The 20,257-nt window shown below is 66.2% G+C and carries 21 protein-coding genes and 1 pseudogene; 10 read left to right on the top strand and 12 right to left on the bottom strand.

Features of this window, described 5'->3' with window-relative positions; genetic code table 11:
• Nucleotides 1-5: 5 nt before the first annotated feature.
• The 5 genes from ACFYO1_RS31810 to ACFYO1_RS31790 form a co-directional block, all read right to left on the bottom strand.
• The gene (locus ACFYO1_RS31810; RefSeq protein WP_387239066.1) at nucleotides 6-614 is read right to left on the bottom strand and encodes a dihydrofolate reductase family protein; all 609 of its coding nucleotides are present in this window, start codon (nucleotides 612-614) and stop codon (nucleotides 6-8) included.
• Between the two features lie 113 nt (nucleotides 615-727).
• A complete protein-coding gene (locus ACFYO1_RS31805) occupies nucleotides 728-1,246 on the bottom strand; it encodes a MauE/DoxX family redox-associated membrane protein (RefSeq protein WP_387239063.1) in 519 nt (172 codons plus the stop codon).
• The gene (locus tag ACFYO1_RS31800; RefSeq protein ID WP_387239060.1) at nucleotides 1,243-1,686 is read right to left on the bottom strand and encodes a S26 family signal peptidase; all 444 of its coding nucleotides are present in this window, start codon (nucleotides 1,684-1,686) and stop codon (nucleotides 1,243-1,245) included. The genes ACFYO1_RS31805 and ACFYO1_RS31800 overlap by 4 nt, the downstream gene beginning before the upstream one ends.
• A gap of 344 nt (nucleotides 1,687-2,030) precedes the next feature.
• Nucleotides 2,031-3,842 (bottom strand): ABC transporter ATP-binding protein, encoded by a 1,812-nt coding sequence (locus ACFYO1_RS31795; RefSeq protein WP_387239058.1) that lies wholly within the window; start codon nucleotides 3,840-3,842, stop codon nucleotides 2,031-2,033.
• Nucleotides 3,839-4,333 carry a TlpA family protein disulfide reductase gene (locus tag ACFYO1_RS31790; protein WP_387239055.1) on the bottom strand — a complete coding sequence of 165 codons (495 nt, stop codon included), beginning with the start codon at nucleotides 4,331-4,333 and terminating at the stop codon, nucleotides 3,839-3,841. The genes ACFYO1_RS31795 and ACFYO1_RS31790 overlap by 4 nt, the downstream gene beginning before the upstream one ends.
• A gap of 187 nt (nucleotides 4,334-4,520) precedes the next feature.
• Here ACFYO1_RS31790 and ACFYO1_RS31785 point away from each other — a divergent pair, with 187 nt between their 5' ends.
• A complete protein-coding gene (locus ACFYO1_RS31785; protein ID WP_387239051.1) occupies nucleotides 4,521-4,958 on the top strand; it encodes a DoxX family protein in 438 nt (145 codons plus the stop codon).
• A 158-nt stretch (nucleotides 4,959-5,116) separates the two neighbouring features.
• Here the strand turns inward: ACFYO1_RS31785 and ACFYO1_RS31780 are convergent, their stop codons facing one another.
• A complete protein-coding gene (locus tag ACFYO1_RS31780) occupies nucleotides 5,117-6,019 on the bottom strand; it encodes a LysR family transcriptional regulator (protein ID WP_387239048.1) in 903 nt (300 codons plus the stop codon).
• A 239-nt stretch (nucleotides 6,020-6,258) separates the two neighbouring features.
• On the opposite strand from ACFYO1_RS31780, the gene ACFYO1_RS31775 reads away from it, so the two are divergent.
• Both ACFYO1_RS31775 and ACFYO1_RS31770 read left to right on the top strand, forming a co-directional pair.
• Nucleotides 6,259-6,591: an EthD family reductase gene (locus ACFYO1_RS31775; RefSeq protein WP_387239045.1), complete on the top strand. Its 333-nt coding sequence runs from the start codon at nucleotides 6,259-6,261 to the stop codon at nucleotides 6,589-6,591.
• A gap of 86 nt (nucleotides 6,592-6,677) precedes the next feature.
• Nucleotides 6,678-7,547: an NAD-dependent epimerase/dehydratase family protein gene (locus tag ACFYO1_RS31770; protein ID WP_387239042.1), complete on the top strand. Its 870-nt coding sequence runs from the start codon at nucleotides 6,678-6,680 to the stop codon at nucleotides 7,545-7,547.
• 233 nt (nucleotides 7,548-7,780) lie between these two features.
• On the opposite strand, the gene ACFYO1_RS31765 is transcribed toward ACFYO1_RS31770, so the two are convergent.
• Complete coding sequence (locus ACFYO1_RS31765; RefSeq protein ID WP_387239039.1) at nucleotides 7,781-7,915, bottom strand: hypothetical protein; 135 nt, start codon at nucleotides 7,913-7,915, stop codon at nucleotides 7,781-7,783.
• 308 nt (nucleotides 7,916-8,223) lie between these two features.
• On the opposite strand from ACFYO1_RS31765, the gene ACFYO1_RS31760 reads away from it, so the two are divergent.
• Nucleotides 8,224-8,616, top strand: a complete 393-nt coding sequence (locus ACFYO1_RS31760; RefSeq protein WP_387239036.1) for a hypothetical protein — start codon at nucleotides 8,224-8,226, stop codon at nucleotides 8,614-8,616.
• An 8-nt stretch (nucleotides 8,617-8,624) separates the two neighbouring features.
• Here ACFYO1_RS31760 and ACFYO1_RS31755 read toward each other — a convergent pair whose 3' ends face one another.
• Together ACFYO1_RS31755 and ACFYO1_RS31750 are read right to left on the bottom strand one after the other, a co-directional pair.
• Nucleotides 8,625-9,482: an ADP-ribosylglycohydrolase family protein gene (locus ACFYO1_RS31755; protein ID WP_387239033.1), complete on the bottom strand. Its 858-nt coding sequence runs from the start codon at nucleotides 9,480-9,482 to the stop codon at nucleotides 8,625-8,627.
• 96 nt (nucleotides 9,483-9,578) lie between these two features.
• Nucleotides 9,579-10,037, bottom strand: a complete 459-nt coding sequence (locus ACFYO1_RS31750) for a hypothetical protein (protein WP_387239030.1) — start codon at nucleotides 10,035-10,037, stop codon at nucleotides 9,579-9,581.
• 259 nt (nucleotides 10,038-10,296) lie between these two features.
• Between ACFYO1_RS31750 and ACFYO1_RS31745 the strand changes: the two are divergent.
• Nucleotides 10,297-10,593 (top strand): annotated as a pseudogene (locus ACFYO1_RS31745) (TetR/AcrR family transcriptional regulator); the annotation flags it as partial.
• Between the two features lie 312 nt (nucleotides 10,594-10,905).
• Nucleotides 10,906-11,142: a hypothetical protein gene (locus ACFYO1_RS31740; protein WP_387239027.1), complete on the top strand. Its 237-nt coding sequence runs from the start codon at nucleotides 10,906-10,908 to the stop codon at nucleotides 11,140-11,142.
• Between the two features lie 43 nt (nucleotides 11,143-11,185).
• Here ACFYO1_RS31740 and ACFYO1_RS31735 read toward each other — a convergent pair whose 3' ends face one another.
• Complete coding sequence (locus ACFYO1_RS31735; protein ID WP_387239024.1) at nucleotides 11,186-13,891, bottom strand: caspase family protein; 2,706 nt, start codon at nucleotides 13,889-13,891, stop codon at nucleotides 11,186-11,188.
• Nucleotides 13,892-14,437: 546 nt separating this feature from the next.
• Here ACFYO1_RS31735 and ACFYO1_RS31730 point away from each other — a divergent pair.
• The 4 genes from ACFYO1_RS31730 (at nucleotide 14,438) to ACFYO1_RS31715 (ending at nucleotide 17,609) form a co-directional block, all read left to right on the top strand.
• On the top strand, nucleotides 14,438-14,797 hold the full coding sequence (locus ACFYO1_RS31730) for a VOC family protein (RefSeq protein WP_387239021.1): 360 nt from the start codon (nucleotides 14,438-14,440) through the stop codon (nucleotides 14,795-14,797).
• Nucleotides 14,798-15,128: 331 nt separating this feature from the next.
• Entirely contained in the window at nucleotides 15,129-16,301 is a 1,173-nt protein-coding gene (locus ACFYO1_RS31725) for an epoxide hydrolase family protein (RefSeq protein WP_387239018.1), read from the top strand.
• Nucleotides 16,302-16,336: 35 nt separating this feature from the next.
• Nucleotides 16,337-16,939 (top strand): dihydrofolate reductase family protein, encoded by a 603-nt coding sequence (locus tag ACFYO1_RS31720; RefSeq protein WP_387239015.1) that lies wholly within the window; start codon nucleotides 16,337-16,339, stop codon nucleotides 16,937-16,939.
• Nucleotides 16,940-16,988: 49 nt separating this feature from the next.
• Nucleotides 16,989-17,609, top strand: coding sequence for a dihydrofolate reductase family protein (locus ACFYO1_RS31715; protein ID WP_387239012.1), 621 nt, complete (start codon nucleotides 16,989-16,991; stop codon nucleotides 17,607-17,609).
• A 61-nt stretch (nucleotides 17,610-17,670) separates the two neighbouring features.
• On the opposite strand, the gene bla is transcribed toward ACFYO1_RS31715, so the two are convergent.
• Both bla and ACFYO1_RS31705 read right to left on the bottom strand, forming a co-directional pair.
• Entirely contained in the window at nucleotides 17,671-18,558 is an 888-nt protein-coding gene (gene bla / locus ACFYO1_RS31710; RefSeq protein ID WP_387239009.1) for a class A beta-lactamase, read from the bottom strand.
• Nucleotides 18,559-19,039: 481 nt separating this feature from the next.
• The gene (locus tag ACFYO1_RS31705; protein WP_387239006.1) at nucleotides 19,040-20,251 is read right to left on the bottom strand and encodes an alpha/beta hydrolase; all 1,212 of its coding nucleotides are present in this window, start codon (nucleotides 20,249-20,251) and stop codon (nucleotides 19,040-19,042) included.
• Nucleotides 20,252-20,257 lie beyond the last annotated feature (6 nt).

The following is a 20,257-nucleotide window of genomic DNA, read 5'->3' as shown; positions in this document are numbered from 1 at the left end:
TGTGGTCAGGCGACCTGGTCGGCGGTCCGGGGCTTCGGACCTGCGCCCACGGGCACCGCCGTGTGCAGATGCGGGGTGTACACGAGCTTGTGCGTCCGGCCGTCGAGCACGGTCGACTCGACGAGTTCCAGGTCGAGCTCGGCCCCGCCGTGCAGCAGCGCCGCATCGCCCGCGCGGCCGGAAACCGCAGGGAACATGAGGATTTCGAGCCGGTCGACCAGGCCTGCGGCGAGCAGCGCACGGTTCAGCGAGATGCTGCCGTGCGAACGCATCGGCACATCTGTCGTGCGCTTCAGCCGCTCGATCGCCGTCACCGCGTCTTCGTCGAGGACGGTCGAGTTCGCCCATCCGAGCGGCGCTTCGAGCGTGCTGGAGAACACGAGCTTCGGCAGCTTGTTCAGGCTGTCGTAGTAGGGCTCGTCGAACATGGTCACGAACTTGCGGAACTGCCGGAACGTCGTCGCGCCGAAGACGAGCACCTGCTCCTGAGCGAAGGTACGCACCCGGTCCGCGATGACCTCGGGGCCTTCCTTGCCCCAGTATCCGGGCCAGCCCTCGGCCATGCCGTAGCCGTCGAGGGTGCAGAAGAAGTCGACAGTCAAGGTGGTGCTCATTGGTTTTTCCCTTCTCGCGCCACCCCCGGTGGGTGGCCTCACCACTGCTACGAACACCGCTGCCCCGATCCGACAGCCTCGGCCGGATTTCTTCGAGAAACTTTTCCGGGTCGTCAACGCAGGAGATCCGCCACATCGTCGAGCCGGGTGGTCAGCAGGATGCCCGCCGCCACGGCCGGAACCGATACCGCGATACCGGCCAGTTCATAGCGGTGTGTCGCGAGGGTGAGATCGATCAGCAGCCCGCCGAGCGCGATCGAGCCGAGCACGGCACTGCGCATCGCGTGCTCGACCCGGATCGGTGTGGTGGAGGCGCCGAAGCAACGGCACGGGGTGGTGGAACCGCGCCGCAACGCACGCGTCAGCGCGACGGTGAAACATCCCAGCAGCAGCGCGGCCAGCCCGAGACCGGCTCGGGCCACCGGTTCGGCGATCAGCGCGCAGACGATGACCACCTCGGCCGCGACGGTAGCCCGCGCCGCCCACCGCGCCGTCCGATCAACCACGCCCAGCAGCGCGCCCGTCGCCGCGACGAACTCCGAATACGCTGCGCGACTTCGCAATTTACCCACCAGCGACACAAGGAACACTCCCCCGAGCAGATACCGGCAGGACAGCACGAGGTAGATCATGCGAGCCGGCCCGCGGTCCGGGTGCGGCAGACCAGCGTGCCGACGAAACCGTCGACGCGGTACGGCCCCCAGTTGCGCGAGTCGCCGCCGAATGGGTTGTCGCCGAACACCACCACCGAATCCCGCGGCACCAGGCCCGTGTCGTCGGGGGCGGGGACATCGGCCGGCAGCGGGTCACCGGGCAGTGCGACAACACGTTTGACGTGCCAGCCGGGACACTGCCAGTCCGGTCCCTGTGCTGCCTCGGGCGCCATCAGCACCACGATCCGACCGCGTCGCAGGCCGTCCGGACCGCGGCGGCGAACCAGGATCCGGTCGCCGTCGCGCAGCGTCGGTTCCATGCTGGCGCCGGTGACATTCACCAGGACCAGAATTCGCCGCGCGGCGAATATCGCGCCCGCCGCGGCCAGCAGTGCGGTGACCACTCCCAGCGATCTCATATTCGTCTCCTGCAATTTCGCTTGCCGTAATCGAAAGCAATGTGGTTATGATCGGTCCGCCGCCGGACGGGCCGGCGAGATATGAGGTGAATTCATGATCGGAATCGCGCGCAGGGCCGGTGACCGGTTGCTGGCGAAGTTCGTACCACAAATGGATGCGTCCGCCTGTACCGCACCCGAGCGGGAATGCTGGTGTGATCACGACAATAACTATCCGTCGTATTGCTGCCAAGAATGCCGCTATTGCCCGGGCACCGGCTATACCTGCGGTGGCTACGGCTGCCGGCAGGGGTGCCCATGATCTAGCGCACCCGGTCCGGAGGCGTCGCCGGACCGGGGGTTCCTCAGCCAGCGCGGGTGCCGGCGTAGCCCTGCGCCTGCACCGTGAACATGCGCGCATACTGCCCGTTCAGCGCCATCAATGCGGCGTGCGTACCCTCCTCGGCGATCCGGCCCTCGTCCAGCACCAGAATCCGATCGGCATCTCGCACCGCACCGAGCCGGTGTGAGACGAGCACACTCGTCCGGCCCGTCCGATGTGCTGCCAATCGCCGATGCAGCCGATGCTCCGCCTCCGCGTCGAGGCCGGAACCCGGCTCGTCCAATATCAATAGCTCCCGGTCGTCGCGCATGAATGTGCGGGCAATGGCAATGTGCTGCCATTGCCCGCCGGATAAGGTGACACCGTGCTCTGCGTCAGTTTTATCGGTCTCCTTGAAAAATATTCGGCTGAGCATGGTGGCATAACCGTGCGGCAGCGTCTCGATCTTCTCCGATATTTCGGCCTCGGCCGCCGCCCATTCGATTCGCCGTTGATCGGACAGCGCGGGCAGATCACCGATGCCGATATTCTCGGCCACCGTGAGGTCGTATTCCATGAAATCCTGGAAAAGGACGCCGAGCCGACGCCGCAACTCCTTGATCGGGACATCGCGAATATCCACGCCGTCCCAGCGGATCACGCCGCGATCGGGCTCGTAGAAGCGGCACAGCAGTTTGATCAGCGTGCTTTTACCCGCCCCGTTGCGACCGACCACCCCGAGCAGCTCACCGTGCGCGATCCGAGCATCGAGTCCGCGCAGCACCCATGGCTGCGACTCGTCGTAGCGGAACCAGAGATCGACCAGCTCGATACCGTCGCTGAGCGTGGGCAACACCGCGGGCAGCGCGGGCGCGGGCCGATCCGGCGGCATATTCACCACGCGCACATAGTGATCCAGCTGCAACAGCCCTCGATGCGCCCCGCTGATCTTGGTGACCAGACCGGACAGCGCCGCCTGCGCGGCCGCGACCGCGGTGACGAAGGCCGAGACATCGCCGATCGACAACCGACCATGGCTCGCCGCGTACACCGCCCACGCGAGCCCGCCCGCGCCGATCACGCTACCGAGCGCGGACAACGACGCCTGCACCCGCAGCTGCCGCCGGTCCAGGTCGCGCTGTGCGTGATTCGTCGCGACGATCGCCGAGAGCACCCGTTCGCGGAAGAAGTCCACGAGGCCGAAGAGCCGAATCTCCTTGACCGCCCGGACATCACTGTTGAGCGCGCTCAGCTGGAACTGCCGCCGGCTCGACGCCGACATGGTGTCCAGCATCCCGGCGAACCGGCGCGCGAGCGACAGCTGCGCGAAGAACACCGGCACCGCCGACAGCACCAGGATCAGCGCCATCACCGGCGCCAGCAGATACACGGTGGCGAGCAGCCCGGCCAGCGACACCAGATCGCGCACCGCGGAGAACAGCCCGGTGGTCGCGGGCGCCACCGCGTTCGAGGTGCTCTGCTGTGCGGATCGGATGCGGTCGAGCAGCTTCGGATCCTCGAATCGCTCCAACCCCTGGAATTCGCCTACGGCGGTGAACAATCGGTCGTTCATCAGCAGGTAGGCGCGCCGATTCAGTTCGGCCCGAACGTATTCCGCGACTCGTGGCTCGCACGCACCGAGCAGGCCGGCCACCGCCAGGACCGATACGGCCGCGACCAACTGCCGCGAGTGCCCCGGCTCGGCGAGGCCGTCCATCGTGAACTTCGTCGACCACGTCACCGCCGAGGCCAGGAAGCCGCCGATGAGCGTGATCACCACCTGAACGAGGGTGAGTCCACGGCCGGTCGCCCAGCACAGCTGCCATGCGGTGCGCAGCCGCGACCGCACCGTCACGCGACGCCCGCGGACAAAGCGGCGAGCGAATGTCGTGCCGCCACAATGGTTCCGGACTGATCCAGCAGCAGCAACTGCGGAAACGAGCGCACGCCCAACTCTCCGGCCAGCGCATCACCGGCCGGCTCGCCGATCACCGTGGGCGCGGCACCGAGCGCGGTGCGCAGGCGCTCCCGCTCGGCTTCCGGTGCCAACCCCAGCACCAGAATCGCCACCCGTTCCGCATCGGGATGCTCCGCGAACTCCGCCGCCTGTTCCAGGCACGGAGCACAACCCGCGGAGAAGAACGCGACGAGCCGCGTAGCCCCGGTTCCCGCGAACTGCGGCAGCTGCCGCCCGATCAGTTGATCCCGGTCGCTCGGCCGGGCCGCCCCCGGCGTCGCCAGCCGCTCCTCGTGAATCCGCAAGCGCCGCAGCACCGCAAAGGTGAGCAGCAGATCGAGGACCACCAGAACGGCGAGCACGACAACAGCGGCGACAACGAAGGCCATGGGAGCAGCATCGGCGAATAGGTATGCCGCCGACATCGGTACCGGGCTAGGTGTCGCACCACCGCCTGCCGATGCGCGACCCGGGTCGAAAAAGTTTTGCGGACAGCGATGAGTTCTCCGGCGGTGCTCCGTCTTATCCCTCGAACGCGCAACCAACCCGGCGCGACCGACGAGAAGGACCAGAACGATGACCACCGCAAACCCCGCCGCCGCCTTCACCGCCGACACCACCTACCGTCCCGGCAAGGTCCGCAACCGCGTCCTGTGGACCCTGCAGATCGTGCTCGGCCTGTTCTTCATCATCGCCTCCGGCGGCCCGAAGCTCGTCATACCGAACACCCTGATGGAAAACGCTCCCGCGAACCTGACCATCCCGTTCGGGCTGCTCATCTTCATCGGCGTCGCGGAGGTCGCCGGCGGCATCGGCCTGCTGGTGCCGCGCCTGAGCGCTCTCGCCGCCGCGGGCCTGTCCATCGTCACCGTGCTCGCCGCCGCGACCCAGGCGTTCCTCGCCGGCCAGCCCGCCATGGCCCTGTTCCCCCTGGCTCTCGCGGCGATCTTCGCCTGGATCGCCTACGAGCGCCGCGCCACCGTCGCCGATCTGCGCGACTCGCTCTCCCGATGACACATCCATAGACACGCCGATGACCGGTGGCCCACCCACCGATCGCCGGTTCGCGCGTTCCCGGATCGGTCGCCCTTAGGGTTGGCGGCGACCGATCCGGGCACGTCGCCGCGCTCGGCCGGTCCGGCGGGATTCGCCTGGGCGTGATCTGCCAGGCGTCAGTCCGGCAGCCAGTTCAGCTCGTGCGCAAGAGTTTTGGCGACGGCACGGATGCGGCGGTGCATTGGTGACTGCACGCGCGGGAGGACCAGGTGGATCGTCAGGGCGGGTGCGCCGCGCAGCGGTCGCCACGTGAGGCCGGTCAATAGTGTCGTGACCGCGGTCTCACCGGCCGGCGCGAGGGTGCGTCCGTCGCGTAGGTCGTGCTGTGACATGTCGAAAGATACTGCGGGCGTGTGGAATCGGGGGCTCGGCCGGATGTCGCGGAATAGCGCGGCCAGCTGATCATGGATCACCGGGTTGGCCGTACGGTCCGGCAGTCGCAGCGGATACGCGGCCGCATCGGCGATCTCGATCTCCGGGTGTTCGGCCAGCGGATGATGCTGTGCCAATTGGACCCCGACGCGCACCCGCCGCAGCAAGAACCGGCGCACGCCACGCCCCGGCTGTTCACCGCGCGTGATCCCCGCGTCGATGCGGCCGTCGGCGACTGCCGGGGAGAGCTCCGGTGTCGCCATCGGGACCGCGCCGACGTCGAGGCCCGGGCTGCTGCGAACGAGCCGCTCCACCAGGGCCGGTGCCGTCTCGGCCCCCACGCTGAGGCTGTATCCGATGCGCAGCGTGCCCAGTTCACCGGCCCCCGCGTTCCGGGCGGCGTCCCAGGCCCGGTCCAGCGCCGCCAGCGCGGGCGGCGCGGATTCCGCCAAAGCCGCGCCGGCCGTGGTCAATACGACGCTGCGGGTGTCGCGAATCAGCAGACTCGTACCGAGTTCCGCCTCCAATCGGCGCATCCGGGCACTGAGCGCGGGCTGCGCGATACCGATCCGGGCCGCCGCGCGGGTGAAATTCAACTCCTGCGCCAGCACGAGGAAGTACCGCAGACTCACCGTATCCGGTGCCATACGCCCTCCCTCGATTGATAACGATCCGTTCTGAGTCTATCGCGATCCGGTCTTTCCCTCGTCCGCACATCGAGCCCTAACCTGCGCATATGACGATTCAACCGACTGCGGTACCGGGCATCGCCCGCACACACCGCCGATCCCGAATCCGCTCTCGATACTCGCCCGCACCCCGCTGAACCCACCTCAGTCCGCACCCGAATCCCGATATCCCGCACCTAGCGATCCAGGAGGCAGTCATGCATAAGCTGGTTGTCCTATATTCCGAGCCCGTCGACCCCGGCCACTTCCGCGACTACTACGTGACCAATCACCTTCCCCTGGTCAGAGACATCCCTGGCGTGCGCGCATGGCGCTACAGCTTCGATGTCGCAGCGGCCGACGAAAAAGCGCCGTATTTCGCGATTTTCGAAGCCGAATATGCCGACGCCGACGCCATGACAGCGGCGCGGAATTCGCCGGAAGGCCGCCGAGCAGCGGCCGATGTCGCCAACTACGCCACCGGCGGCGCGATCATCATCGACTACCCGGTGCAGGACGGCACCGACTGCTCGCCATGGTCGCGAGGTTGATCGAGTTCGAGTCGATGTAATACCGTACGGGGGTACCGCTCAGGTTGGTTAGTCCTGGACGGCAGCTACAAACAGGAGGAAATTTCGTGCGAGTACTACTCATCGGGGCGGGCGGGTATGTGGGTTCCGCTGTCGCCGAACACTTCTCGTCCCTCGGGGACGACATCGTGGCGCTCGAACGTCCCGGTGTCGGAACCGGCGCGAGTGAGTACGAGACCCGCACGGGAGATCTCTCCGATCCCGCGTCGCTGACCGCCGCGGTGACCCCCGATATCGACGCCGTGGTCAATCTGGCGACTCCCAGCGGCGACGCCGCCATCGACGCGGCCGCGGTCGTCGCGCTCACCGATCCGCTGCGCGGTACCGGCAAGCCGTTCGTCTACACCAGCGGGGTCTGGGTGCTCGGCGCGACCGACGGCGCCGACGAAACCTCGCCCACCAACCCGATTCCCATCGTCGGGTACCGTCCCGAGATCGAACGCCAGGTCCTCGCGCTCGCCGACGCGGGCGTCCGCGCGGCCGTCGTCCGCCCCGGCATCGTGCACGGCCGCGGCGGCGGAATCCCCGCTCTGCTGGTCGATCTGGCCCGCAAGCAGGAGGCCCCCGTGGTCGTCGCCAACGAGTCGGTTGTGTGGCCCATGGTCCATATCGACGACTTGGCCGACCTGTTCACGAAGGTCGTGCACGCGGCTCCGGCGGGTTCGATCTGGCACGGCATCAGCCAGTCTGCCGTACCGGTCGCCGAACTGGCCACGGCCGCAGCCGAAGCCGCCGGTGTCAGCGGTAATATCAAGGTCTGGCCCCTCGATGAAGCCCGAGCAGAACTGGGCACGCCCTTCGCCGATGCCTTGGCGCTCAGCCAGACCATCAGCGGACAGGCCGGAATCGAGCAGCTGAACTGGAAGCCCGAGGGTGCCGACGTCATCTCGGATCTGACCAACGGGTCCTATCGCTGACTCGCTCTTGCCGGCAAGCCTGCCATATTGCCGGACAGGCTTGCTCTGCAAGCACTTTCGTCGATGCAGAAGGCACCGGGGAACTTTCGACGACCGTCGAGCTGCGGACATCGCCAACCGAGTCGGGCGCACACACGCGCCAGCTCACCCGGCTCCAATTCACCAAGCCGGAAACCGTTGGGGCGGGCCGAGTTCGGCCCGCCCCAACCACTCCGATACCGAAGCCAGCCCGGTCAGTAATAGTGAGCCCGGCCCGCCACCGGCCGTCCCAGCGCGCCGAACAACGCCAGCGCCGCACCGACCACCAGGGCCACGATGCCCAATGTCCACAGAATCGGAATCCCCAGCAGGAAACCGAGAACCAGCAAGACAACACCCAGCGTAATAATGACGAACTCCTAACCGTGACGCTCTCGCATCGCATCCGATCGGCTGCACTGATGCGAGAATCTGTGATCGACCAGCTGATACCCGGCATATTCGAGCTCAAACGGGCGAATCGAATACATCTGCCACGCAGCCGATCTCGCGCCGCCCGCCCAGCGACCACATGAGCACGCGTTCAGCTGAAGCTCGAGTACGTTGCCGCACAAGCGATCAGATGCATCCAGTCAGATGACTGGCCACTCAGCCAGGCTCCGTCGAAGTTGCCGAAGCAGGGCTCTACCATCACCGAATGACCGACGAAGTTCGCGGAAACGAGCCACTGGCAGACGGCATGAACATCTCACTGAGGTACCGCCGCGACTTCCACATCACAGACGCGTCGCGCCTGCTTGCTGCCGCCCGCCGGGCGTATCTCGACCTTCACCCCGACAGCGACTCCCTCGAGGCAGAGCAGCAGGTGAGTTGCGCCGCTGAAGCACTTTTCACCATTCTCGAGCAAGCGGGCCTGCTGAGTGACGAGGTCGCAAATCGCCTCGACGAATACCAAGCCGACGGCCTCGAACTCGAAGGATGGACGGCGAAGGTCGTCGTCGACGAGCCATGGCCGTTGAGCCGCGCCCCCCTGGGAAATTGCCTCCGGGGAGACGTGTTCGCCTTACCCGCGACCGAAGACGACATGTGACACCTGGATCACCTTGTGAACGCCTTCGCCCAATCGGGTAGCGGTTCGCAACATTCGAGCCAATCGAGGGGTATGCCAACGGATTTCGCGCGCGCACCCAGAACCCCGCCGATGATCGCACAGGTGGTATCGATATCACCGCCGGCCGCGACGGCCGTCCAACACGCGTCGGCGAAATCCCACCCATGATGGGCGACCACCCAGAGAGCGAAGGGCACAGTATCGAGCGCAGAGGTCTCCTGGCCGACGCCCAATTCCCCAGCGGCAGTCTCGGAATCGTCGATCGACTCCGCGTTCCTGATTTTGTCCCAGACCGGTCCATCCGGCACCTGAGCGGCGATCACCCGAAGGAGTTCGGCACCATGCAGTTCCGGTTTCACCGCGGACAAGGCGGCAGCAACTGCCACCGCGACCGCCCCGGCTACGGCATCCGGGTGAGCATGGGTGACCTCCGCCGAGGCAGTGGCCTCCATGACGACGCGATCGATATCGTCGGCAAACCACGCACCCAGCGGCGCCACCCTCATCGCAGCACCATTCCCCCAAGACCCCCGGCCGTCGCGCGCCTGCTGAGCGAGTTCGCGCCAGTGGTAACCCTTTTGGCGGATCAGCCGCAGAATCCGACTCGTCCCGGGGCCGTATCGACGGTAGATGTCGTAGTGCTCGGCGAACGACTGCGCCAGCGCGTCCTGACTGATTCGGCCGTGTTCGGTCAGGACCGCGAAGATCGAGCACGCCATCTGAGTGTCGTCGGTCCACAACCACGGACCGGGCAGCACCCTGCGTTCCCGAAGCGCGTCATGGTTGATCGGATCATCGAAGCACGACCCGAACGCATCCCCCACCGCCAAGCCCCGCAGCGACATCAGCGCCTGTGATCGGCCATCAGAACTCATCCGACCAGTCTCGCAGAACCCACATCCGCAGCGCAGAGCCGATTTCGATCAAGCGCAACGCCGGAATCACCACTGCCACCGGAGCGTGCGTGGGGCGATGAAGCAGACCGAATGCATCGGGTGATGCTTGCCGTCCCAGGTCTGGATCGTCCAGGTACCGCGCGTGCACCAGTCGAGATCGGCTTGTGTAGCCCCGTTCCGGGCCATTTCCGCGGTGAATTCCTCGGAATCCTGTTCGTCAGCGGGCACACTTCTTCCGCGTTCCTGCATCATCGGCAGGAACCGCAAAAGGCGATCCGTGCGCTCGGCCCGGTCATGGTCGTCATCATCGAAAACCCCAGTAGCCCAAGGCTGTACGTCTGGGTTTTCAGCCCCACTGTGACCGCCGTTCTCGACGAGGTCAGGCGCCCAAGGCCTTTCGGACCAATAGCTGACAATCGGCCCGACCGGTTCTTGATCTCGATAAAGCTTGAAGGGCGAGCGCCAATCCACCAACCCGCAATCTGACCGATGATCATCCATCACGGTGCGTCCGTGATCATTCGGCGAGCTGGAACAACCACGCTGGGCCGGCCCGCAGGCAGGTTGGGTCAACTCGGGCTGGTCGTCGCTGCTATGGGGAGGCCAGCCAGGCACCGGGTTCACCGGCAGGGGCGCACGGCGCCCTTTCCGAAGGAAATGTTCACCCGCTCAACGTATCCGCCCTCCCGTCGGCCTGCAATACACCTCCGGATATCTACTGGCCGGGCGTCTGAGGGCCTGGGATCAATCAGCGGCTTTCGGGGTTGAGGAGGCGCTCGACCGGCACGGCGCCCTGCTCGACCTGCTGTGCGAGGACATCGAGGCCGCGGCCGAAGCCGGGCGCTTCACCATCCACGACCCGGAACTGTCGATGACCATCGTCGCCGGCGCGGCCCTGTGCCTCGGTCGGCTACTGCATGATCACCCCGAACGCGACGACGCCGAGGCCGCCGACCAAGTGACCGAGGACCTGCTGCGCATGTTCGGCCTCTCCGCCGAGGAAGCCCAAGAGATCTGCCGCCGCCCCCTGCCCCCTGTCGACCCGCCACGCGTCGACTGACCCACAGCAGGGCTACACGGGAAGACCCGCCGGCCCGGTCGTCGCACCGGCAGCACCCAGCGATGAGCGATATGTGAACTGCGCCACTTTCAATCTGTGATCATCGATCGGGTCGAGGATTCACTACGGCTCGCCGCCGTGAAGATGCCACATCACCAAGGCTCGGACGTGGCCGTCGAGACCAGCGAGATCCGGCTCGCGGCCGTGAACTCGGCGTCAGCATCGACCGGAAGGTGAAGCGATGACCAACGCCGTAGAATTTAACCTTGACTGTCACGGCGTGGCCGTACGAGCGAACTGCGGAGGCGAAGAATGACCGACGAGGAAATCGTCGTCGCGTTCGCCTTGATCAGACTGGACTACGCGAACAGCGACCTCGACCTGGAAGACGTCGCCGCTCTGGTAGTGCGCCGCCTGACCCCTGATCAGATGCTCGACCTCGCCGGTCGCAACCTGGCTACCCGAAATGAGCTACGGGGAGCATTGTTCGAGTCCGCGGTCGAGCACGTGCTCAGGACCGTCCTGACTGCCCGAGGGTCTGTCGACTAGCGGATCGACACAACAATAGCGACCCGGTACACCGCACAGGGTCTTATGTCCCGGTGCCGTGCAGTGTGATCTTCAGGCGTGGAGTGCCGTTCTTCTGGTTGATCTTCAGTGTTGCGTCGAACTGGCCCGCGTCGGGTGGGTGGAATATCACCCGCAGGTAGCATTCGGTCTTCCCTTGGGGCGGTGGGCATTCCCCGTCGAGGATGGAGAAGGCCTTGCCGTTCATGCCGTCATCGAGTTGCACTACGGCCAGGTTGTCGCACTCCATGTATGCGAAGGGGATGTACTTCTTGACCGCCTTCCCGTATTGGACGTCACCGTAGTAGACCGCGGTGCTGTAGGGGGTGCAGGCCGGCTTTTGCGTCGTGCTCGAGGGGATAATGGGAATCGGAATGACTTTCGCCAGGCTGGTGGTCGATTCGACGGTGGACGCCGTGGTGGGTGGTGCCGCGGTCGGCACGTTCGACCGCGGCTGTCCGGTGCGGGTCGGCTCGGGCTTCGGGTTCGGGTCAGGCGGAAGCTGTTCGGTCTCGTCCACCGCGGAATCCGTTGGTGGAGTGGTGAAGACGGAGCCGGTGGCAGCGATCTCGGCGGGCGGCGGTGTCATTCGCGAACAGGTGCCCCACAGTCCCAGCACGATGGCTATGATCACCGCGCCGATCAGCGTACGCGGAATGCTGCGACGGCCGCGCCTTGCGGGCGGATCGGGTGGAGTACGCCATTTCGCGATGGTGTCGCGCACCCGCCGCGTCTCGGGGTGATCCGGGCCGAGACGAGCGGTGAAGTTCGGCAGCCACGCCTCCCACAACTCGATCCGGTCCGTCAGTGACGCCGAGGGCAACGCGTACAGTGCGCCGAACGCACCGACCGGATCCCCCGCTCCGAGGTAGTGCCGGATGGCTGCCACCTCCCGATACGCGGCGGCCTCGGCGGTGCCGCTCTGGCCGAGCGCGGCAATGATCGCCCGGTGCGCGCGGACGCTCGAGATGTCTTTGCGTGGATTCGCTTTGCGTAGTGGATCTTTCAATGCCGTATGCGCGACGCCGAGATGCTCGCCGGTCGAGCCGGGGCGGCGCCGGGCGATCAGCGCACCGAGGCCGACCGCCGAATCACGCACCTGCGCTTCATCTATGGTGCGCGCGCCGAGATCGTGCAGTGCGCGCCGGACGATATCGATCGGCAGGACCGGGCCGGCTTCCGCGGCGACCACGACGGTGATCAGCAGCCCGACCGCCTCCGCACGCGGCCCGCTCAGCGACCACTGCAGATGCCCCAGCCGATGCCGGACCAGGCAGTCGATGGGCAGACCCGCGGCGAAGTCAGCGTCCCCGAGGAACCGGTCGACCTGCACAATCAACCGGGCATGCAGCCAGCCCCCCACCGCACGCCACGGGCGGTCCGGCCACGCCCCGTCAGCCGGCACGCCGGGGTCGACGGCGGTGAGTGCGCGGGTGACGCTGGACCTCGGCCACGGCTCACCGTGTTCGTCATGCGCGTGCCGCAACAGGTAGTCACCCACGACGCCCACACCGGGCATCGGCAACTCGAAACGCCACATACGCAGGTCCGACGGCAGCGGGGGCGCATCGGCATCGCTACGGGCAGTGCCGATTACGCGGACATGCGCGAAGTCGGCGTGGCTGGTCAACGTCTCGATCGCGGCCCACAGTTCGTCGCGGTGTCCGTGCTCGGTTGGCAGATCGAGCCCGTCGATGAGAAGCGTTGTGGTGCGCCCGGTTTCGCCCAGCGTCACGAGCGCCCGTGCCAATCTCGCTGTCACCTTGCGGTACTCGCCGGAAATGACCGTCGCGACGGGTTCGATCTCCCCCGCGGCGCTGAGCAGCGCGACTCGGCGTTCGAGCTGAACGGCGAGTTCCTCGGTCACCGACCGGAGCGTACTGGTGCCGGTGAGGAAGACGGCAGCGCCGATATGTGCTGCGCTGATGGCGGTTTCGAGGCCGAGCAGGTCTGGGCGCACCAGCAGGGCGACGGCGGTGGACTTTCCGCTGCCGCCCGGCCCGAGGAGCACCCGCAGGCGCTCGTAGCCGTGCTCGGCCACGGCGTTCACCTGACTGCGCAGCGCCTTGGTGACGTGCAATCCGCGAACGAGTTCGTCGACGGTGCTCGCGTCCGGACGGTCGCGCACCGCGTCGCGAGCACGAGTCACGTTGGGTACCAACCACAATCCGTGGTCGGCGACCGGGGTGGGCGAGCCCGCGGCGTACGAGAAGTGCTGTGGTTGCTGGTTTTTACAGGCTCGCGCGACCGGCGCAAGGAGATCCGCGGCCAGCAAATTCTCTCCGCCGGCGGGTATTCCAGTGCGGAAGGTCTCGAGCAGTGTCTCGGTGAAGCACCCGCTGTAGGCCTTGCCGTCGTCGCTGGCGACCAGAAGGTCCACCCGGCCGGACACCTGCCGGACGAGGGCAGGCCAATTGCGTGCCCCAGCGTCCGCTGCCGCTGCGGCTTCGCAACTGTCCACCACGACCAGCAGACCATCCAGTCCCGGCGAACCGCTGATCCGTTCCTTGAGGGTCTGGGCGAGATGAACGGCAAACTGCGAGTCCAGAATCGCGTTACCGGCCGCGTCTGATTCGAGTGAATCACGGGCCAAGAAGTAATAGTCGCCATTGGCACTGAGTCCGTGCCCGATAAACCACAACAGCAACGTTGCCTGTTGCCGGGACGCGGCCTCGAATGCCGATCGCAACGCGGCCTGGAGATTCCGGACGGTCGGGTTCACTATCGTCATACCGTCGGGTACGGCCGGCCGCCATTGGCCGGAATCAGCAAGAGCAGCAGCGGCTTTCGCAGCGAGGGTGGACGGAAATCCGAGGTGTATGAGCGCATCACATTCGGAACCGATAATCAGCGCAAGCCTTCTCCCCACGGGTCCGATGGTAATCCCGATAACTCCGGAACACCCGATTACGAAGATAAGTCGGCCGGCACACCGCGGGCAGCACGCCCTCTTCCCACCATGATCTCGGCCTGGGCCGAACCCAGGGCCGGCGCCTGGCGCGGGCCCTTGCCGCGACGTCGCGAACCTGCGTGCCCTCGCCCATCTGCCCGTTCAGGTCAGGATGGGGCAGCGTGCGCCGGATTGCCGGCGTTCCCACAGCTGGGCGCAACTGCCCACCGGAATGGCGACCGCCAAGCAGTTGCGCGCGGCACGCGGGACCTTCTCGATGCGCGCCGGGAAGCCACGAGCGGCACGCGCGGACGTTCTTGTTCAGGCCGATGATTTCCGGCCGCGACCGTCGTCCGAACTCGTGTAACGCAGACAGGAGTGGTTGGAATGGACTTGTTCAGTGTCATGTGCGTAAGTGACCAGGCCCGGGCATTGCGCTGGTATACAGCCTTTTTCGGTCGTCCAGCGGACCTGGTCATCGGCGAGGAATCCCTGTGGCAGACCGGTGAGAACGCCTGGATCGTCGTCGACGATCGTGCGGTCCGGGCCGAGCGGGTGGGCGGAGCGATGGTCACCCTGAGCGTCACCGACCTCGATGATTTCCTGGCTCGCTTCGCCGAACATGCCATCACCCACGGACCGGTAGAAACCTACAGCAGCGGTGTACGGCACATCGAAGTGCTCGACCCCGACAGAAACAGCCTGTCGCTGGCCGAAGTACCACTCTCGCCCCAGGGAACGCCCTGAACCGACACGAGCGGATACCAGGGTGAGCCGCGGCCGGAATACGCTGCTGCACAGGCTATCATCAGGCACCGGTGACCGCTGTCCCTCGCGAGATGCCACCGCCATGCCCGGTGATCGATCGACATCCTCAGACTCGGACCGGGCGGGTCAATGCTCGGGCGGCGACTGCCGAACGCCATCTACGCACGGATGCCGCCAGATCAACGGCGTCACGATTCGGCGGGCCGGGAGGGCAATCGGAGGCGACCAGCGCGTACGTAGTGCACGACACAAAACTCGTGCGGATGATCTAGGACCGATTCTGGCCTAGATCGAACCTAGGTTGATCTGCATGACCGACATCATTCCCTTCCGAATCCGGATTCCGCAGGTCGACATCGATGATCTGTCTGACCGCTTGGCGCGTACCCGCTCGCCGTACCCGATCCCCGGCACGGGTGCCGACCGCGACCACGGCATCGCCACCGACTACTTGCGTGAGCTGGCCACTCGGTGGACCCGCGAATTCGACTGGCGCACGCACGAGACCGAGCTGAACACCCTGCCGCAGTTCGTCACCGAAATAGACGGGCAGATCATCCATTTCCTGCACCTGCGCTCTCCCGAACCGAACGCGACGCCGCTCCTGCTGAACCACAGCTACCCCACGTCCTTCCTGGAATTCCTGCCCGTGAGTGAGCTGCTGACCGAGCCGCGCGCATACGGCGGGGACCCGGCCGACGCCTTCCATCTGGTCATCCCGTCGCTGCCCGGCTTCGCGTTCTCCACACCGCTGTCCGCGCGTGGCTGGAATCTCGATCGAACCGCGCTGGCATTCGGTGAGCTCATGACGCGCCTGGGCTACCAGCGTTTCGGTGTGCAGGGCGGCGACATCGGCGCAGGGGTGGCCAGCCGGATGGCGGCGCTGCTACCTGAGCGGGTGATCGGCGCGCACACCCACGGCGATCGTCTCCAGCTCGGCATGGTCGGCGAAGACTTCCCGGTTCCCGACGGCCTGTGCGACGCCGAACGCGAACAACTCGAAGCGGCACAGCGGAGCTGGTCGCACAGCAAGGGCTACCGAGTGCTGCAATCGACCGAACCCAACGCCCTGTCGGCAGGCTTGGCCGACTCACCCATCTTGCAGCTGGCCTGGATCGCGGAGAAGTTCCAGGAGTGGGCCAACCCGGCGACGCCGATCGATCCCGAGTTGGTTTTGCTCACGGCAAGCCTGTACTGGTTCACGCGCACCGGACCGGGCGCGGCCGACTTCTATTGGGAAATGGCCCACGCCCCGAACAGCGGATGGGGCGGGTCTTCACCCGTTCCGCAGGGCCAGTCGCTGTTCTACAGCGATCCTCTCGTGCGCAAGGCCCTCAGTGCCGACGACAGCGCGGCTTTTCTCGGTGAACACCCCGAGGGCGGGCACTTTCCCGCCCTCGAAGTTCCCGACCTGTTCGCCGACGATGTCCGCAGGTTTTTCCGGCGGCTCCGCGATGAGTTTCCGACGCCCGCATCGTCCTAACCCATACCGCCCACCGGATGTGAAGGATGAAGTGGATGTCTGAGGTGTTCCTGACCATGGCTATGTCACTCGATGGGTTCATCACCGGCCCGGACGACAACGCCGAGAACCCCGCCGGCACCAACGGGATGCGGTTGATGGATTGGCTCGACGGCGGAGGCGCGTCCGATGCGGGGGTGCCCCACACCTTCCGCCCGACATACCCTAACAGCCGACTCGTGTTCGACGAGGCCATGGCGACGGGGGCCGTGATCGCCGGGAAACGGACCGCGGAGTTCGCCGGTTACTGGAACGGAGACCATCACAACGGGGTGCCGATCTTCGTGCCGACACACCGGCCGCCGGCCGAGAACCCTTATGAGCGTGTGCATTACGTCACCGAGGGCGTCGCCGCCTGTGTCGAGCAGGCCAAACAGGCCGCAGGCGGGCGGAGGGTGATGATGCACGGCGCCTACACCGGCCAGCAGGCTCTGCGGGCCGGCGTACTCGACATGATCGACATCCAGCTGCGGCCGGTTCTGCTCGGGCGCGGCCGGCGGCTCTTCGATGATCTCCCTGCCGAGCACACCGAACTCGATCTGGTACGCACGCTGGAGGATCCAGGCGTCCTGCATTTGCGCTACGTGGTGCGCAAATAGCCGTGGGCCCGGAATTGCAACGGAAGATCGCCACGAGGAGGACAGCGTAATGACCGCACACCTGGGCAAGGTGACCTGCGACCTCACCGTCTCGGTCGACGGATACTCGGCCGGGCTCAACCAGAGCGAGCAACGTCCGTTCGGCGACGACGGTGGCGACGGCTGGGGTGACAAGCTGCACGCCTGGTTCACCGAAGGTGCCGCAGAGCACCCGGCCGAGTTCGCCCGGATGATGACCGCCAAGGCATTCATCATGGGGCGCAACATGTTCGGTCCGGTTCGCGGCGAGTGGGATCGGCAGTGGAAGGGCTGGTGGGGCGACAATCCGCCCTACCACGCCCCGGTCTTCGTGCTCACCCACCACCCGCGCGATCCGCAGCCGATGGACGGCGGCACCACGTTCTACTTTGTCACCGACGGAATCGAAGCCGCGATGAAACGGGCACGCGATGCCGCCGGGGACGGCGACATCTCCATCCACGGCGGCGCGACCACCGTCAACCAATACCTCGCCGCAGGCTTGATCAACGAGATACGGCTGCACATCGCGCCACTCATGCTCGGCGCCGGAACGCGACTGTTCGAGGGTGTCCCGCCACTGAACCTCACGCAGGTGGAGTCGCGAGCAGCGAGTTCGGTCACGCACCTGACCTATCGCGTGCTGCCCTGAACGGACGGCAGCGCCGACCAAAGTTCGGCGATTGCCTCTGTGTCGGGGCTTGTGCCCCGGGTCAGAGGGCTGAGGTTACGTAGCGGGCCGCTTCGGCCAGCACCGCCTGGTCGTAGGAGGCGTCCTTGGCTGGTTTGCTGGACATGATCGCCAGGACGATCGGGGCCGTGTTCGGGGGCCAGAGGACAGCGATGTCGTTGAGGGTGCCGTAGTCGCCGGTGCCGGTCTTGTCGGCTACGCGCCAGTCCCGCGGGACGCCGGCGCGGATGCGCTGGGCGCCGGTCAGGTTACGTTCGAGCAGGTCGAGCAGGAGTGCGCGTTTGTCGTCGGGGAGGGCATCGCCGAGAACAATTTGCTGGAAGTCGGTGGCGAGGGCGCGCGGAGTGGAGGTGTCGCGGGGGTCGCCGGGGGTCGCTTCGGTGATGAAGGGTTCGGTGCGGTCCATTCTCGTGACGGTGTCGCCGAGGGTTCGGAGGTAGGCGGTGAGTTCGGCGGGGCCGCCGAGGTCGCGTAGGAGCAGGTTGCCGGCGGTGCCGTCGCTGTAGCGCACGGCGGCGTCGAAGAGAGCGCTGATGGTCATGCCGGTGGCGACGTGGTCGCGGGTGATGGCGGAGCTCTTCATCAGGTCGGCGTCGGAGTAGGTGACGACGGTATCCAGGTGCGACAACGGGTTTCGGTGCAGGATCGCGGCGGTCGCCAGAGCTTTGAAGGTGGAGCAGAAGGCGAAGGGCTCGTCGGCGCGGTGGGCGATGGTGCGGCCGGTGGCGGTGGCGAGGGCGAAGACGCCAATACGGGCGTCGAATCGTCGTTCCAGCTCGAAGAGTTGGTCGTGGCGCTCGGTGACGGCAGGCGGCGCGGCCGGTGCGACCTCGGCCGCGCAGGCGGCCAGCGGCAACAGTAGGGCGCCCAGCATGGTGCGACGGGTGATGATGTTCTGCGGCAGCGGCATTCGCCTCCCCATTCGTAGTCGTCCAGTACTCCCACGAGTACTGGATACACCGAGTTGATTGCAACTCGATTCGGCTCAGAGCGCGACGGAGGCCCGCGCGGACTGCTAATCGACGTGGTTAGGACCAACGAACGCCGCAGTCGCCATCGTGCGCTACGGCCCACTATCGCCCAATCGACATGATGGTGCGTCGTGAAGATCGAGATGATCTCTGCGCGTTGACTTACCCCGGCAGACACATTCGGGGTTCCGGCGACTCCACCACGCCTCACCCGCTCATCTACATTTGCGTACGTTCAGCAGAACGAGTCCCGAAATATGCTGCTGGACAACTGATCACGAGGAACTGATGTAAGTGACCTCTCGACGGATGCCTACACCAGTTCCTCGTGATCAATCGACCAGCAACCGAGCCGATGGCAGCCGGTCCGAACGCCCGCATCGCGGCGGAAGAGGATGTTCGCTTGGACGACGGGAAACGCTATTCGGTGCCGAACACGGTACGGGCGGGCAGCTCAACTCCGAGCCGCTGTTCGGTTCGCAGCTGCGCGATTGCGGCGGGGACAGCGCCCGACCACCATTGGGGATCGGCGGTGCCGTCGGTGGTCCGGCCGTCGCGGTGCACGTAGTGCCGCACGTCTCGCCCGGGGTCCGCGAATTCGCCGGACAGCGCCCGTTCGAGCCATTCCGCGCCGAAGCGGAATACCTCGGCCGCGACTCCGCCGAGCGGATGGAACTCCCCCTCGTAGACACGAATCTCTTTGGGCGCGCGCACGAGTTCGTAGTTGGCGAGGGCCTGCTCGAGCGGGGTCAACTCGTCGAATTCGCCGATGCCGTACAGCACCGGGCAGGTGATCTCGCCGACGAGATCGCCCAGCGGCATGCGGGCCGTGAGCTCCTGGTCGAACGCCGCTTCGTCGGTATAGCCGGACATGTACATGTAGTTGTGCTTGAAGGTCGGCTGGGCACGCTCGTAGATGGTGTGGAAGTCGCCGGTGGGCGCCTCGAAGGCGGCCAGCGCCGCCAGCCGCGGATCCGTGGCGGCCGCGCGCGAACCCCAGTAGCCACTCATGCTGATGCCGAACATGCCGATCCGTCGCGGATCCACTTCGGGCAGTTCGGCCAGGTAGTCGAGGTAACGACCTATCGCGCGTTCGTAGTTCGTGAGATCCACGGTCAGTCCGTTGGCCCGGGTCTCGCCCTGTCCCGGGCCTTCGATGGACAATGCGACCACGCCTCGCGAGGTGTAGTACCGCTCGGCGGCGTAGAGGTAGTCCTCTTTGATCATGTCCATACCCGGACCGAGTATCACCGCAGGCGCGTTGCGCACCGTGCCCGCCGGCAGGTGCAGCAACGCGAAGATCTGCGCGCCTTCGAAGTCGAGCGCCACGCGCCGGACAAGTCCGCCGCGTAACTCGCTCAACCGCTCGACGCAGTGGTTGGCGCGTTCCCGGAAGGCGCGTTTGCGCGCGTCGGTGGCGTCGAATATCGAGTACTGCGCCCTGCCCCACATCACCGCGGCGCGAAGGTAGAGATCGGCGGCCGTGCGCGCGAAGCCGTTTCGCTCGTGTTGGGCGGCGCGCTGCTCGGCTTGGGCAGCCACAGTAGCCCAGGCCTTCGGCAGCATCGCCCCGCTCTGCACCAGGTCGAAAACCTTGTCGAAGTCGGTGTGATCGTGGCCGAGCTGTTCCATGGTGCC

The sequence above is a fragment of the Nocardia sp. NPDC006044 genome (genome assembly GCF_042871115.1).
Classification (GTDB): domain Bacteria; phylum Actinomycetota; class Actinomycetes; order Mycobacteriales; family Mycobacteriaceae; genus Nocardia.
This window is presented reverse-complemented; position numbering and strand designations above follow the sequence as displayed.